Raw genomic sequence first — 14,326 nt, forward strand, 5'->3', positions numbered from 1 at the left:
CCCCCCCCCCCCCCCCCCCCCCCCCCCCCCCCCCCCCCCCCCCCCCCCGCTGCTACAGGGGACCGCGCAGACCTGGAGAGTCAGGTTTCGGAAACCTCGCTCGCTGCCGCGGCTGGTTTCACCGAAGCCTTTTTCTCCTGCACCACGATGTAAAACTCCTCGCCATGCTTCACTGCCCCGTACAGCACGGCCTTTTCAATCAGCTCGTTGCCGCGCAGGTGGCGCAGCATCATCGGGTCCTTGCGCAGGTCGCGGTACAGCGCCAGGCACAGCAGTACCATCACCACCACGAACGGCAGGGCCACGACGATGGTCAGGTTCTGCAGCCCGGTCAGGGCCTCGCCCGGGTCGCGCGGGTCGCCGATCGCCAGCATGATCGCCGCCACCGTACCGGTCAGCGCACCCCAGAAAATCACTGTACGCCTGGATGGCGAGGTGGTGCCGTGCTCCGACAGCGTGCCCATCACCAGTGAGGCAGCGTCGGCACCGGAGACGAAGAAGATGCCCACCAGCACCATCACCAGCACCGAGGTCGCCGAGGCCAGCGGGTAGCTGTCCAGCAACTGGTACAGTGCGTGGTTGCTGTTGACCGCACCGTTGGCCAGCTGGAAAACGCCTTCGCGCAGGGCGTCGATGGCCGCGCCGCCGAACACGGTAAACCACACCAGGCTGACCAGGCTCGGTACCAGCAGTACCCCTGTAACGAACTGGCGAATGGTGCGGCCGCGGCTGATGCGGGCGATGAACATGCCCACGAATGGCGTCCAGGAAATCCACCAGGCCCAGTAGAACACGGTCCAGCCGGCCAGCCAGCTGTTCATCTGCTCGCCACCACTGGCGTTGGTACGGGCCATCATCTCCGGCAGCAGCTTGATGTAGATGCCCAGCGAGGTCGGCAGCAGGTTGAGCATCAGCAGGGTCGGCCCGACCATGAACACGAATACCGCCAGCACCAGCGCCAGCACCATGTTGGTGTTGGACAGCCACTGGATGCCCTTGCCGATGCCCGACACCGCCGAGGAGACAAAGGCAATGGTCAGCAGGGTGATGATCGAGATGTAGAACAGCTTGCCGGGGTTCTCGACCCAGCCGTTGTATTCCAGGCCACCGGCAATCTGCAGTGCGCCCAGGCCCAGCGAGGCGGCCTAGCCGAACAACGTGGCGAATATAGCCATCATGTCGATCAGGCGACCGAGCGGGCCGTTGGCGTGCTTGCCGATCAGGGGCCGAAAGGCGGCAGAAATCAGCTGCGAGCGGCCACGGCGGAAGGTGCCGTAGGCAATCACCAGGCCGACAATGGCGTACATGGCCCAAGGGTGCAGGGTCCAGTGGAACAGGGTGGTGGCCATCGCCACCTGCATCGCTTCGCTGGTCTGCCCGGCAGCCGACCCGGGCGGCGGCGACACGTAGTGCGACAGCGGTTCGGCGACACCGAAGAACATCAGGCCGATGCCCATGCCGGCGCTGAACATCATTGCCACCCAGGACACCGTGCGGAATTCTGGCTGTTCGCCGTCACGGCCTAATGGCACCCGGCCATAACGGCTGGCGGCCAGCCACAGCACGAACACCACGAACAGGGTCGAGGTGAGCACGAAGAACCAGCCGAAGTTGAGAATGACCCACGACTGCGCGCTGGAGGCGCTGCTGGCGAGGCTGGCCTGGCTGAGCAGGCCCCAAAGCACGAAGGCGATGGCCAGCAGGCTGGTGAAACCAAACACGATCCAGTCCAGCTTGCCCTCGAAACGCCGGTCCTGGCGGGCTTCAGCGGTTTTCGAGGGGTCGGTAACGCCAAGGTCGAGTGTTTCGCTGATGTGTTCCTTTGCCATGAATGCTGAGGCCCCTGTGTGGCTTACCTGCACGCGCAGGCTTGTTGTTGTGTGGGCTACCAAGTGCGCAGGCGAACTCGGCGGGGTGGACTGCTGGCGCGATTATCCTGTGCCGCAAACGCCGGCTCCTGTCCCGATAACGCCGCGGGGCGTCCCTTGTGCGACTTGGCAAATACTTTTAGTTCTGGAGGCAGTGGCCCTTTCTGCCTCGGCTTCTGGTACCCTGATGGGCATTACCCGGGCCCGCACATTCGAGCACCGTAGACGCGCTGCTGCTTGCGGGCCTGGACGTACCAGGAAACGGAGATTCGTCAAAATGGCCACTGACCGTGTGAGCCTGATTCATTTCGATAAATTGAGCATGAGCCCTGCCGCTGCCGATCGGTTCCAGAAAGCCCTCGACGCGCTGGAAGCGCTCAAGCTGCAGGACCGTTACGCGTACCTCATCGCTCCTTATCTGGGTGATATCGCTGACGCCTCCGACGCCGAACAATTGGCCACTGCCCTGGAGCAGGGTTTGCGCGTGGTCGACGAACTGCTGGCTGCCCACTCGGTAACCAAGGTCAAGGCCGATGAGGTGCGCCAGGTGTTCAACAACGCCGGCGAGCGGGCGCGGGCAGAATTGCCTGGCTGAGTAGCGGCATGGCTAAAGACATCGACAACCCCTGCGTTTCGCTCTGCCAGCTCAACAGCGAGCTGTGCGTGAGCTGTGGTCGCACCCGTGACGAAATCCGCAAGTGGCGGGGCATGAAGCGCCCAGAAAAGATGGCCACCGTACAGCGGGCGGCGACGCGGATGAAGGCTATCGCCAAGAAGGTTGCCAAGCGGCAGAATGCCGACTGAGCCTGCGTGCCATGCACGCAACCCGTCCTGATTGCCTGATGAGCCTGAAAATGGATTCTCACTCGCTGTTTGCCTTTACCCTGGTTGCCGCCATTGCGATCGCCAGCCCCGGTCCTGCCACACTGATGGCCATCAACAACAGCATTGCCCACGGCCAGCGCAGCGCGATCTGGTCGTCGCTGGGCAATGGCACGGGACTGTTCTGCCTGTCGGCGGCAGCCATGCTGGGTTTGGGCGCGCTGCTGGCCAGCTCGGAAATGCTGTTCAATGCGGTGAAGATACTGGGGGCGGGTTACCTGTTTTACCTGGGCGCGCGGCAGTTGCTGAAGAAAAGCCCGATGCTGCAGCCGGGCGCTGCCGATGGGGTGGCCAAGGTGCGGCCTACGCCGCTTAAGCTGTTCAAGTCAGCCTTCCTTACTGCAGTGACCAACCCCAAGGCGACCATGTTCTTTACTGCGCTGTTTCCGCAGTTCATTGACCAAGGGGCGGCATTGCTGCCGCAGTTCTTGACCCTGACCGGGATTTTCGTGGCGCTGTCGCTGACTTCGCTGAGCCTGTATGCGGCCCTGGCGGCGCGGGCTAAAGGTGTGCTGACCCGGCCGTCGCTGTCGCGTTGGGTAAGCCGGGTGGTCGGTACGACCTTTATCGGCTTTGGCGCGGCGATTCTGGCCATGCGGCGGCAGGGGGCTTGAGCGGCGCTGGCTTTTCTGGCCGATGAAAGGCCAGCCCTTCGGTCACTGATGGTCCAGACTGACGTGATGCATGTACCGATGTTTGCTGCAGTCGACCACAGGATGTGGCAGCCTTTGGCCACCACGCCGGGTCGGCGTCAGTTGCATGTGCCGAGGGTCGTAGATGATCGAGCGTTGCTTGCGCCACGCCTTGTTGCTGTTGTGCCTGTTACTGCTGCCTCTGGCGGCGGTAGCGGATGATGCATGCCGACGGTTGACCGCGACCGGCAACCCGGAATACCCCCCCTATCTGTGGCGTGACCCACAAAACCCTCAGCAACTGATCGGCGCCAATGCCGACTTGCTCAAGTACCTTGGCAAGCAGTTGGGGCTGGAGATCGAGGTGGTCTACGGCGGCCCGTGGTCGCGAGCCCAGGAAGAGGTGCGCACCGGGCGGATCGACCTGTTGGCCGGGTATTTCCTGACCCAGGGGCGTCAAGAGCAGATGGACTTTATCGCCCCGCCATTCCTGCATACCCCCAGCGTGGTCTGGGTGCGCCAGGACAATGCCTTCGCCTACCGGCAATGGGCCGACCTCAAGGGCCGCAAGGGTGGAACCTTGGTCAACAACAGCCACGGGCAGCAGTTCGATGAATACGCCCAGGCCAATCTTACCCTCGAAGCGGTACCCGGTGCCCGGCAGGCGTTCGAGAAGCTGATGCACAAACGGAGCGATTACGTGGTGTACGAGCAGTACCCCGGTATGGCATTGGCACGAACGCTGGGCATTACCGGTACTGTGCAGGTGTTGCAGCCGCCGGTGTCCAGCGAAGGTCTGTACCTGGCGATTTCCCATGAATCGCCGTGCAACCAGCCGCAGCTGCGTGAGGCGCTGGCGCGGGAAATGGCGAAGATCGTCAATGGGGCGTTGCCTGAGCAGTTGCTGAAGCAGAACCTGGAACGCTGGCAATAGCAGCCTGTACGCGGATCTTTGCAGGCGATCACCAATCCCGCCCCTGGCCCAGCAGCTCCAGTGCATGCTGGCGCAACTCGAGCAATTGCGGGTTGTCCCGGTGTCGTGGGTAACCCTGCTCAATTTTCAACTCGGCCAGCACCCGTGCCGGCCGTGGCGAAAACACCAGCACCCGGTCGCACAGCAACAGCGCCTCTTCCACATCATGGGTTACCAGCAGCGAACTGTAGCCTTGTTGCTGCCACAGCCTGATCAGCTCCCCTTGCATGGCAATACGTGTCAGCGAGTCGAGCTTGCCCAGCGGCTCGTCGAGCAGCAGCAGGCGCGGCTCGTTGATAAGCGCCCTGGCCAGCGCCACACGTTGGGCCATGCCGCCGGACAACTGACGCGGGTAGGCATCACGAAACTGCAGCAAGCCGACTTTGTGCAAGGCCTCATCCACCCGATGGCGCTGTGCCTTGAGCTGACCGCGCGCCTGCAGGCCGAGGGCAACGTTGTGCCATACGCTGCGCCACGGGTACAGGGTCGGGTCCTGAAACACCAGCACCCGCGAGTGGTGCGGGCTGCCGATGGCCTGGCCGTCCGCCAGCAGGCTGCCGCCCTGCACGGTTTCCAGGCCGGCAATCAGCCGTAGCAGGGTGGACTTGCCGCAACCGGATGGGCCGAGCAGGCCAACGCTCTCGCCAGGCGCCAGTTGCAGGTCGACCTTGTCCAGCACGGGCAAGCGCTCGCCGCCCAGTTCAAAGGCGTGGCTGAGCCCACGGATATCCAGTGCCATGCCGGTTTCCGCTGCCAAGGCGTGCGCGACACTTACCATTTCACTGCTCCTTTCTGCCACGACAACACACGGTCACGCACCAGGAACAGCAGCGTGATCAACCCCGAGCACAACAGCGCCATGACCAGCAGCGCCGCGTACATGTTGGCGTACGCCGCCCAGCCCTGGGCCCATTGCAAGTACCAGCCAAGGCCAGCCTTGACCCCCATCATTTCGGCCACCACCAGCACCGAGAACGACGCCCCCAGCCCCATGAACAAGCCGACGAACACCTGCGGCAGGGCGGCAGGTATCGCCACCCGCCAGACCAGGAAACGCCCGCTGGCGCCCATGGTGCGCGCCACTTCGTAATAGGCCTTGTCCACGCTGGCTACCCCGGACCAGGTCAGCACCGTAACCGGGAACCAGGTGGCGAGGGCAATCAGGAACACGCTGGCGCTCCAGCTGGACGGAAAGAAGAAAAAGCAGATCGGCAGCAGCGCCGTCGACGGCACCGGCCCGAGGATGCGCAGTACCGGGTGCACCCAGTAACCAATGCGGTGTGACCAGCCAATCGCCACACCGGCGATAAACCCGGCAATGCCGCCAATGACCACGCCATTGAGCAGCAACCACAATGAATGCAGCAGGCTTTCGCCGAGCCGTGCCCAGTCATCGACGAACACTTCGATCAACGCCTGGGGTGGCGCGAAGAACGGTACTGGCAGCAGTACCACCTTGGCCGTGACCAATAGCCAAAGGCCCAGCAGCAACGGCAATGCGGCTAGCCAGGCGCCTGCCGGGCGCAACCGCCGCACCAGGCGCCGGAATGCGCCGGGCAACAGGGCGATCAGCGCCAGCAAGGCACCTGTGCCAGCCGCGGCAAATGCCAGCTCGTGGGTAAAGGGCCACGGCTTGCCACCGTCCGGATACAACAGCGTGAACAGGGCAAAGGCGACCCAGGCCAGCGCGGCCACCAGGCCGCCACGCCATACGGCGAAGGCGAGTACTTTGGCGGTATGACGTTGCTCAAGCGAATACGTTGGCATGCACGCCCTCCGCAAATTCCAGCGGGTCGGTCCGTGGGCGCAACACTTCGATGTTCTTCAGGTCACGGGCGTAGACGGCAATTTCCTTTACGAAGGTGTTGCCCACCGAGTAATAGCCATGGCTGTGCTCGGTGAGGATGGCGCGTACTTCTTCCTTCGAGGTGTTGATGGCGAACTTGAGGAATTCTTCAGCCACTGCATCGGGGTTGCGCGATGCCCAGGCGTGCGCCTGCAGGATCGAGTGGGTGATGGCTGCGGCCACGGGTGTGTCGTTGCGCGCCAGCTGGCCGCTGACACCCACTACGCAGCAACTCATGTTGGCGTAGTCCTCGATCATGTTGGTGGCCAGCTCACGGAAGCCCGGCTGCTGCTTGACCCGGTACATAAGCGGGTCGGAGCCGCTGGCCGCCTGGATCTCCCCCTTTTGCAAGGCAACGCTCAGCAGGTCGATCGGGTAGACCCTCCAGGTTACGTCGCGAACCGGGTCGACACCATGGCGCTTGAGCATCAACGAGAAAAAGTTCTTGTCGGCAGCTGCCATGTCAGTGACACCGATGGTGGTGCCCTTCAAGGCCGCGAAATCCTGCGGGCCGCCGTCCAGGGTCAGCAGGCGCAGGCAGCCGCCGTGGGTGCCTGCGGTCAGCTTGACATCAAACCCCTGTTCCAGCGCTTTCAGCCAGCGCAGCGCCATACCGGTGGCAGCGTCGGCCTTGCCGGTGGCCATCGATTCCAGCAGCACTTCGGTGGAGTTACCGAAGTTGACGAACTCCACGTCGAGGTTGTGGCGCTTGAAGATGCCCTGGCTGTCGGCCACGGCCACCGGTGCCAGGCACACGGCATTAAGGTTGGTCGCCAACCTGACCTTGCGCGGTTCGGGCAGTACCCAACGGTTGCTGTCCAGGTCCAGGCCACTGCCGACCGGCTGCGCGGCATGTTCGCTGTGGCCAGCGTGGCTGCTGTCGGCGAAGGCCAGGCGGCCGAACAAAGTGGCCGCCGTGGCCGTGCCGGCCAGGGCCAGCAGTTTACGGCGGTTGAATGAAGCGATGGGCATGGCGCCTCCATGTGCACTCAGGGGGCAGGCACCACGTGGTCGGGTAGCGTGCTGGGCGCCCGACCCGTGCTTGAGCATCGGGCGCTATGAATGCTCGCACCGTAGAAGGTTTTGTAAGTTTGGTAAAATTCATTTTAGATATAACTTAATATAAAAATATCTACTGCTGTCGGCTGAACAGGCCGAAGATCACTTCCCTGAGCCAGCGGTTGCCGCTGTCCTGGTGGTAACGGCCATGCCAGTGCTGTTTCACGGTGAAACACTCTACTGCGAAGGGGCAGTCATGCATCTGCAGGTCATGCATGTCGGCAAGGGTCTGGCCGATGTGGCGCGGCACGGTGGCGACCAGGTCGGTTGTGCTGATGATCAGCCCCAGCCCCAGGAATGCCGGTAGCTCCAGCACGATGCGGCGCTCGATGCCGGCCCGCGTCAATCCCGCTTCCAGTAACTTCTGGCCAGTCCCCGCGCTGATCTGCACGTGGCCTTCGGCGCGGTAGCGGGCGACGTTCATGCCGCGCGCCAGGCGCGGGTGCTGGCGGTTACTCAGGCACACCCAGTCCTGCTCGAACAGCACCTGCTGGTACATGCCGCCGCCCAGCCAGGGCACGAAGCCAATGGCCAGGTCGGCCTCGCCGGATTCCAGAGCGCTTTCGCTATTGCCGTCGATGCGCACCGCCTCCAGGCGGATGCCCGGTGCCTGCGTGCGCAGGTGGTTGAGGATGCTGGGCAGCAAGGTGATATGGCTGGCATCGCTGACACACAGGCGAAAGCGCCGCTGTGCGGTGGCGGGGATGAACTGTGGCTCCCAGGCGGTCAGCCGGCGCAACGATTCGAGCACTTCGCGGCAGGGCCCGATCAACTGGTCGGCGCGCGGGGTAGGGGCCATGCCGCCGGGGGTTCGCACGAACAGAGGGTCGTTCAGTTGCTGGCGCAACCGGGCCAGCCAGATGCTGATGGTTGGCTGGCTCTGGCCCAGCTGTTCGGCAGCGCGGGTGACGCTGCGGCAGTGGTAGAGCACGTCGAACAGTTGCAGCAGCTTGGGCTCGGGCAGGGCGTCGGCGGCAATCATTATTGCGAATCTCAATTGGCGTATTGAAGTCATTGAATAGCGCTAATAATGCTCGCTGCATAAAGTGATCGCAAACCACAGGAGGTCTGCGATTTGAAAATCTGCATTCTGGGTGCTGGCGCCCTGGGCTGCGCGATCGGCGCGGCGTTGAGCGAAGCCGGGCACGAAACCTGGCTGCTCAACCGTGGCCGCGCGCACGTCGACGCGATGAACGTGAACGGGCTGCAGGTACACGACGAGCGCGGTGAGCGCCAGGTGTGCGTCAACGCTGCCACTGACGCCAACGACGTTGGCGTGGCCGACCTGGTGGTGGTGCTGGTGAAGTCGTTCCACACCGCCGAGGCGATTGCCGGGGCCACGGCCCTGCTGGGGCCGCAAACGCTGGTGCTGTCGCTGCAGAACGGCCTGGGGCACGAGGACATTCTGGCCGAAGCGGTGGGCCGCAAGCGGGTGCTCGCAGGCAAGACCTATGTCGGTGGCGTGTTGCTGGCACCGGGTTCGATTCGTGCGGGTGTGGCGGGCAAACACACCTATATCGGTGAGCTCGACGGGCAACTGACCCCCCGTGTGCAGGCCATCGCCGACGCTTTCAATGGCGCCGGGCTGGCCACCACGGTCAGCGACAACATTCTCGGCACCCTGTGGGACAAGCTGTTGGTCAATGTCGCCACCGGCGCACTTAGCGGCATCACCATGCTCAGTTACGGCCAGTTGTACAGCGAGCCACTGCTGGAGCGCACCGCCAAGGCCGCCGTGGCGGAGGCCATCGCCGTGGCCGGGCGTGCAGGCATCCGCCTCAGCCTGAGCAGTCCCGACGCCGCCTGGGAACTGGCCGCCGAAGGCCTGCCGGCGAGCTTTCGCACCTCGATGTTGCAGAGCCTGGAAAAAGGCTCGATCACCGAAATCGACTTCATCAACGGCTCCGTGGTGCGCTGGGGGCAGCGCCTTGGCGTGGCCACGCCGGTAAACGCGACCCTGGTGGCCTGCATCAAGGGCATCGAACGCGCCATGACCGATCACCAGAAGAGGGAAACCCCATGAGCCAGCCAAAAGCCTACCTCGAACACGTGGCGTTCTGGGTGCGGGACATTCAGTGGCACATTCGTTTCTTCAGCGAAGTCTGCGGCATGACCATGCGCGAAGTGCAGGGCAGTGTCGAGCAACCGGCGCAGTACTGGACGGTGGGTGGCCTGCAGTTCATCCACCAGCCCGACTTTGCCGGCCCCGAAGGGCGCATGGCGCACTTGGGCATCATGTGCGAAGACCTGGAGGCTGCGCTGGCCACCGCCCAGCGCTTCGGCGTCAGTGAAATGCCCCAAGGCCGCAACTGGCTGCGCCTGCCGGATGGCCTGGCGGTGGAGTTCATCCAGGCGTTGCCGGCGGCATGCGTCGCCCAGGCACTGGCTATTGACCCGCGCGCGGAGGTACTGGCATGAGCGTGATCGAAAAGTACTGGGACGATGCCCGCGAAGGCGATGAATGCATCAGCCCGACCTATACCGTCACCCGCGAACGCATCCTGGCGTACGCCGACCTTACCGGTGATCACACCCCGGTGCATGTCGACGAGGACTATGCCAATGCCAGCCACTTCGGCTGCCTGGTCGCCCACGGCCTGTTCGGCCTGTCGATTGCCGATGGCCTGAAGACCCAATGCGATTACCGCTTCCTGCCGGGCATGTCGCTGGGCTGGACCTGGGACTTCGTGTTGCCGATCAAGGTCAACGACGTGCTCCATGTGCGCATGCGCGTCGGTGCCATGCGCCCGAGCAACAGCCGCCCGGGGTGGGGCATTGTGGTGCTGCCTTCGGAACTGATCAATCAGCATGGCGAAGTCGTGCAACGTGGCGAGCATCGGCTGATGGTGCCACGGAGGGCAGCAGCATGAACCAGGCATTGCCATTGGCGGGTATCCGCGTCATCGACTACAGCCACTTCCTCGCTGGCCCCTATGTGGGGCGCTGCCTGGCGGCGCTGGGTGCCGAGGTAATCAAGGTCGAGCGACCGGGCAGCGGCGATGCCGGCCGCCAGCACGCGTTCACGCTGGACGAGCAGCAGAGCGGCTACTTCCTGCAGCTGAACATGGGCAAGCAGGGCGTCAGCGTCAACATGAAGGACCCGCGCGGCAAAGCCTTCATGCAGCGCCTGACCGACTCGGCCGACGTGTTCATCGAAAACTACCGCCCGGGGGCGCTGGACAAGTTGGGCCTAGGCTATACCGAGCTGTCGGCGCGTAACCCGCGCCTGGTGTACTGTTCGATTTCAGCCTACGGCCACACCGGGCCGGATGCGCACCGTGCCGGTTTCGGGCTGATTGCCGAGGCCAAGAGCGGGATCATGCAGATGGTCGGCGTGCCGGGCGAAGCTCCGCCGTTGCTGCGCATTTCGCTGGGTGACATGTACACCGGGATTCATGCGGTAGCGGCGATCAACGCTGCGCTGCTAGGGCGAGTGAGCAGTGGCCGCGGCCAGCACATCGACATGGCCCTGTACGACACGCTGGTGTCGATGCATGAGTACGCCGTGCAGTGCTATACGCTGTCCGACGGCACCGTGTTGCCCGAGCAGACTGGTCATGACATGCCCACTTCGACCTTGTACGGCGTGTTCCGTGCCGCCGACGGCGACTTGGTGATCGCCGCCCAGGTCGACGATGCCTGGCAGCGCTTTGCCGCCATGCTTGAAGCCAACGGTGGCCCGCAAGGCTTTGGCAGCGACAGTCGTTACCACAGCCTGAATGGCCGCAATGCCCATCGCCAGGCCATTTTGGCAGTGGTACGCGGCTGGGTGGGCACGCGCCCGGTGGCCGAGATCCTGGCCTTGCTCGACGCTATCGATATCCCCAGTGCCAAGGTCCAGCGCATCGACGAAGTGCTGGCCGACCCGCAGATCCAGGCGCGCAACATGCTCATTGAACAGCAGCACCCGCGCTACGGCACGCTGCGCCTGCCCAACCTGCCATTCCGCTTTTCCGAATGCGACACCACGATCCACCAGGTTGCCCCGGACCTCGGCCAGCACAACGCCGAAGTGGCCGCCGGGCTTGGCTTCAGCCTTGATGAAATCAGCGCCATGCAGGCAGACGGTGTGTTGTTTACCCACGGAGATGCACGATGATCGACCGCTACGCAGTGATCGGGCGACCGATCAACCACACCAAGTCCCCGCTGATTCACGGGCTGTTCGCCCAGGCCAGCGGGCAACAACTGGAGTACACGGCTATCGAAGGCTCGCTGGATGCCTTCGAGGCGCAGGTGTTGCAGTTCCGCCGCGAAGGCGGGCAGGGCATGAATATCACCGCGCCGTTCAAGCTGCGCGCGTTCGAGCTGGCCGACCGACGCAGCGATCGGGCGCAACTGGCCCGTGCGGCCAACGCGCTGAAGTTCGAAGGCGGCCATATCGTGGCCGAGAACTTCGATGGTATAGGCCTGCTGCGCGATATCGAAGAAAACCTGGGTCAACCCCTGCGCGATCGTCGTGTGCTGGTACTGGGTGCTGGCGGTGCGGTGCGCGGTGCGCTGCTGCCGTTTCTGCAGGCCGACCCCGCCGAACTGGTGATTGCCAACCGCGACATGGCCAAGGCCTTGGCGCTGCGCAACGAGCTCGAACACCCACGGCTGCGCATCAGTCGTTATGAGGAGCTGGAAGGGCAGGCTTTCGATATCGTGGTCAACGCCACATCCGCCAGCCTGTCCGCCGAGTTGCCGCCGCTGCCGGCCGATGCACTGGGCCAGGCGCGTCTGGCCTACGAGCTGGCCTATGGCAAAGGCCTCACGCCGTTCCTGCGCCTGGCCCGGGAGCAGGGTGTGGCGCGCCTGGCCGATGGCGTGGGCATGTTGGTCGAACAGGCGGCAGAGGCGTTTGCCTGGTGGCGCGGCGTGCGGCCCGACACCCGGTCGGTGATCGACCAACTGACCATTGCGCTGGAGTAGGCCTATGGTCGCCAATGTGCTGATGTTGCACGGTATCAACCACAACATGTTCGGCAAGCGCGACCCGCGCCAGTACGGCACGGCAACCCTGGCCGACATCGACGAGGCGTTGCAGGCGCTGGCTGAGGCGTTGGGCGCGCGGGTGGAAAGCTTCCAGAGCAACTTCGAAGGCGCCCTGTGCGAGCGCATCCATCAAGCCTACGAGGAGCGGGTGGATGCTGTGCTGATCAATGCCGGGGCGTGGACGCACTACAGCTACGGCATTCGTGATGCCCTGGCCATTCTGGAGGTGCCGGTGGTTGAAGTGCATATGTCGAACATCCATGCTAGAGAGCCGTTCCGCCACCACTCGGTTTTTGCCGAGGTGGTACGCGGGCAGATCTGCGGGTTTGGTGTGGAAACCTACCTGCTGGCACTGCGTGCGGCGTTGAAGATGATCTGACAGCTTGCGTTGGATGGCACCGGCTGCGCCGGTGTTCGCGGGTAAACCCGCTCCCACAAGGGGGAGCGGTTTGTCTTAAGGCCAGTATCAACCCGGCGCGGTCCCTTTGTGGGAGCGGGTTTACCCGCGAACACCGGCACAGCCGGTGCCATGCTCTCGCTATGTCAAAGCCAATGACCAACCAGAAGGACCTGTAACCTTGGCCAACCCGGCACCTCACAACACGTCCCGCCACGCCACCTGCATCGCCTTGCTGGTCGCCATCACTTTCTTCATGGAAAACCTCGACGCCACCGTCATTGCCACCGCGCTGCCGCAAATGGCCAGTGATTTCGGCGAGAGCGCGGTCAGCCTGAATATCGGCATCAGTGCCTACCTGCTGGCGGTGGCGGTGTTTATTCCGCTCAGTGGCTGGGTGGCTGACCGCTTTGGCCCGCGCCAGGTGTTCGCCGGGGCCATTGGCCTGTTCACCGTGGCCTCGTTGCTGTGTGGCATGGCGCCCACTCTGGAAACCTTCGTCGCTGCACGGGTGCTGCAGGGCATTGGCGGTGCACTGATGGTGCCGGTGGGGCGGTTGGTGGTGTTGCGCACCACCGAGAAAAAAGACCTGGTGAAAATGCTTGCGGTCATCACCTGGCCCGGCCTGGTGGCACCGGTGCTGGGCCCACCGCTGGGTGGCCTGATCGTCACCCATTGGTCGTGGCCGTGGATCTTCTACCTGAATATTCCCCTTGGTTTGCTGGCCATAGCGGCGGCGTGGTGGTTGATTCCCAATGCTCGCGCCGATGAAAAACGCCGTTTCGACACCCAGGGTTTCCTGTTTCTGGCCAGTGCTTGTGCGGCCTGGCTGGTGGGGCTGGAAATACTCGGGTCACTGACCGATGGCAGCCTGGGGGCAGGGCTGGCGCTGGTGTCGCTGGGTGGCCTGCTGACCGGGTTGGCGATCCGTCACTGCCAGCGCCACCCGGCACCGCTGTTGCCACTGGGTACCCTGGCCATTCCTACGTTCAGGGTCAGTATTGTCGGTGGTACCTTGTTCCGCCTGTCGATCAGCGCCTTGCCGTTTCTGATCCCGTTGCTGCTGCAGATCGGCTTTGGCCTGTCGCCGGTGGATGCCGGGCTGCTGGTACTGGCGATCTTTGCGGGTAACCTGGCGATGAAACCGTTCACCACCGGCTTGTTGCGCCGCTATGGTTTTCGCCGCGTGTTGCTGGTCAATGGCCTGATAGGCGTGGGTTGCATCCTTGCGTGCCTGGGGCTGCAGCAGGGTATGCCCTGGTACTGGATGGCGCTGGTGCTGTTCGTTGGCGGGCTGTCGCGGTCGATGCAGTTCACCACTTACAACGCCGTAGGCTTTGCCGAAGTGCCCAGGCAACAGATGAGCGAGGCTTCGACGTTGTTCAGCATGTGCTTCCAGCTGGCGATGGCCTTGGGCGTGGCGGTGGTGGCGCTGTTGTTGCGAGTGGCGATGATGCTGCGCGGGGGCCAGGGTGTGATGACGGTAGCTGACTTCCACTGGGCGTTGCTGGGCGTTGCACTGATTGCCTGTGTGGCGTTAGTAGATGCCGTGCGTTTGCCGGCCAATGCAGGGGAGCAGGTATTGCGCAGTTGATGAATGGCGCGCGGTCCTTGTGGAGCAACTGTCTTGCATATCCCTCGTGGCCAGCACTGGCCCTTGTAGGAGCGGCCTTGTGTCGCGATGGGCTGCGC

Annotated in this window: 15 protein-coding genes and 1 pseudogene; 11 read left to right on the plus strand and 5 right to left on the minus strand. The window is 63.7% G+C overall.

The genetic code is table 11. The features are described from left to right. Positions 1–80: 80 nt before the first annotated feature. Positions 81–1,829: pseudogene (locus IAE39_RS26435) on the minus strand (BCCT family transporter). Between the two features lie 316 nt (positions 1,830–2,145). On the opposite strand from IAE39_RS26435, the gene IAE39_RS26440 reads away from it, so the two are divergent. The 4 genes from IAE39_RS26440 (at position 2,146) to IAE39_RS26455 (ending at position 4,316) form a co-directional block, all read left to right on the plus strand. Beyond that, positions 2,146–2,463, plus strand: a complete 318-nt coding sequence (locus IAE39_RS26440; RefSeq protein ID WP_201207443.1) for a hypothetical protein — start codon at positions 2,146–2,148, stop codon at positions 2,461–2,463. Between the two features lie 8 nt (positions 2,464–2,471). After that, positions 2,472–2,672, plus strand: coding sequence for a DUF1289 domain-containing protein (locus tag IAE39_RS26445; protein WP_201207444.1), 201 nt, complete (start codon positions 2,472–2,474; stop codon positions 2,670–2,672). Between the two features lie 50 nt (positions 2,673–2,722). Continuing rightward, positions 2,723–3,364 carry a LysE family translocator gene (locus IAE39_RS26450; protein ID WP_201207457.1) on the plus strand — a complete coding sequence of 214 codons (642 nt, stop codon included), beginning with the start codon at positions 2,723–2,725 and terminating at the stop codon, positions 3,362–3,364. 163 nt (positions 3,365–3,527) lie between these two features. Next, positions 3,528–4,316 carry a substrate-binding periplasmic protein gene (locus tag IAE39_RS26455; RefSeq protein ID WP_201207445.1) on the plus strand — a complete coding sequence of 263 codons (789 nt, stop codon included), beginning with the start codon at positions 3,528–3,530 and terminating at the stop codon, positions 4,314–4,316. Positions 4,317–4,344: 28 nt separating this feature from the next. Here IAE39_RS26455 and IAE39_RS26460 read toward each other — a convergent pair whose 3' ends face one another. From IAE39_RS26460 to IAE39_RS26475, 4 genes are all read right to left on the minus strand, one after another. Then, on the minus strand, positions 4,345–5,133 hold the full coding sequence (locus IAE39_RS26460; protein ID WP_201207446.1) for an ABC transporter ATP-binding protein: 789 nt from the start codon (positions 5,131–5,133) through the stop codon (positions 4,345–4,347). Then, positions 5,127–6,122, minus strand: coding sequence for an ABC transporter permease (locus tag IAE39_RS26465; RefSeq protein WP_201207447.1), 996 nt, complete (start codon positions 6,120–6,122; stop codon positions 5,127–5,129). Before IAE39_RS26465 ends, IAE39_RS26460 begins: the two co-directional genes overlap by 7 nt. Next, positions 6,103–7,173 carry an ABC transporter substrate-binding protein gene (locus IAE39_RS26470; protein WP_201207448.1) on the minus strand — a complete coding sequence of 357 codons (1,071 nt, stop codon included), beginning with the start codon at positions 7,171–7,173 and terminating at the stop codon, positions 6,103–6,105. The genes IAE39_RS26465 and IAE39_RS26470 overlap by 20 nt, the downstream gene beginning before the upstream one ends. A 160-nt stretch (positions 7,174–7,333) precedes the next feature. Beyond that, positions 7,334–8,242, minus strand: a complete 909-nt coding sequence (locus IAE39_RS26475; RefSeq protein WP_201207449.1) for a LysR family transcriptional regulator — start codon at positions 8,240–8,242, stop codon at positions 7,334–7,336. A 93-nt stretch (positions 8,243–8,335) separates the two neighbouring features. Between IAE39_RS26475 and IAE39_RS26480 the strand changes: the two genes are divergently transcribed. From IAE39_RS26480 to IAE39_RS26510, 7 genes are all read left to right on the plus strand, one after another. After that, positions 8,336–9,283, plus strand: coding sequence for a ketopantoate reductase family protein (locus tag IAE39_RS26480; protein WP_201207450.1), 948 nt, complete (start codon positions 8,336–8,338; stop codon positions 9,281–9,283). Beyond that, positions 9,280–9,678: a VOC family protein gene (locus tag IAE39_RS26485; RefSeq protein WP_201207451.1), complete on the plus strand. Its 399-nt coding sequence runs from the start codon at positions 9,280–9,282 to the stop codon at positions 9,676–9,678. Before IAE39_RS26480 ends, IAE39_RS26485 begins: the two co-directional genes overlap by 4 nt. Next, positions 9,675–10,130, plus strand: coding sequence for a MaoC family dehydratase (locus IAE39_RS26490; protein WP_201207452.1), 456 nt, complete (start codon positions 9,675–9,677; stop codon positions 10,128–10,130). The genes IAE39_RS26485 and IAE39_RS26490 overlap by 4 nt, the downstream gene beginning before the upstream one ends. Further along, positions 10,127–11,359 carry a CaiB/BaiF CoA transferase family protein gene (locus IAE39_RS26495; RefSeq protein ID WP_201207453.1) on the plus strand — a complete coding sequence of 411 codons (1,233 nt, stop codon included), beginning with the start codon at positions 10,127–10,129 and terminating at the stop codon, positions 11,357–11,359. Before IAE39_RS26490 ends, IAE39_RS26495 begins: the two co-directional genes overlap by 4 nt. Then, positions 11,356–12,174, plus strand: coding sequence for a shikimate dehydrogenase (gene aroE / locus IAE39_RS26500; RefSeq protein WP_201207454.1), 819 nt, complete (start codon positions 11,356–11,358; stop codon positions 12,172–12,174). Before IAE39_RS26495 ends, aroE begins: the two co-directional genes overlap by 4 nt. Positions 12,175–12,178: 4 nt before the next feature. Next, a complete protein-coding gene (aroQ, locus tag IAE39_RS26505) occupies positions 12,179–12,616 on the plus strand; it encodes a type II 3-dehydroquinate dehydratase (protein WP_201207455.1) in 438 nt (145 codons plus the stop codon). A 199-nt stretch (positions 12,617–12,815) separates the two neighbouring features. Next, entirely contained in the window at positions 12,816–14,228 is a 1,413-nt protein-coding gene (locus IAE39_RS26510) for an MFS transporter (protein WP_201207456.1), read from the plus strand. Positions 14,229–14,326: the final 98 nt, after the last annotated feature.

The sequence above is a fragment of the Pseudomonas sp. S37 genome (genome assembly GCF_016658545.1).
Classification (GTDB): Bacteria; Pseudomonadota; Gammaproteobacteria; order Pseudomonadales; family Pseudomonadaceae; genus Aquipseudomonas.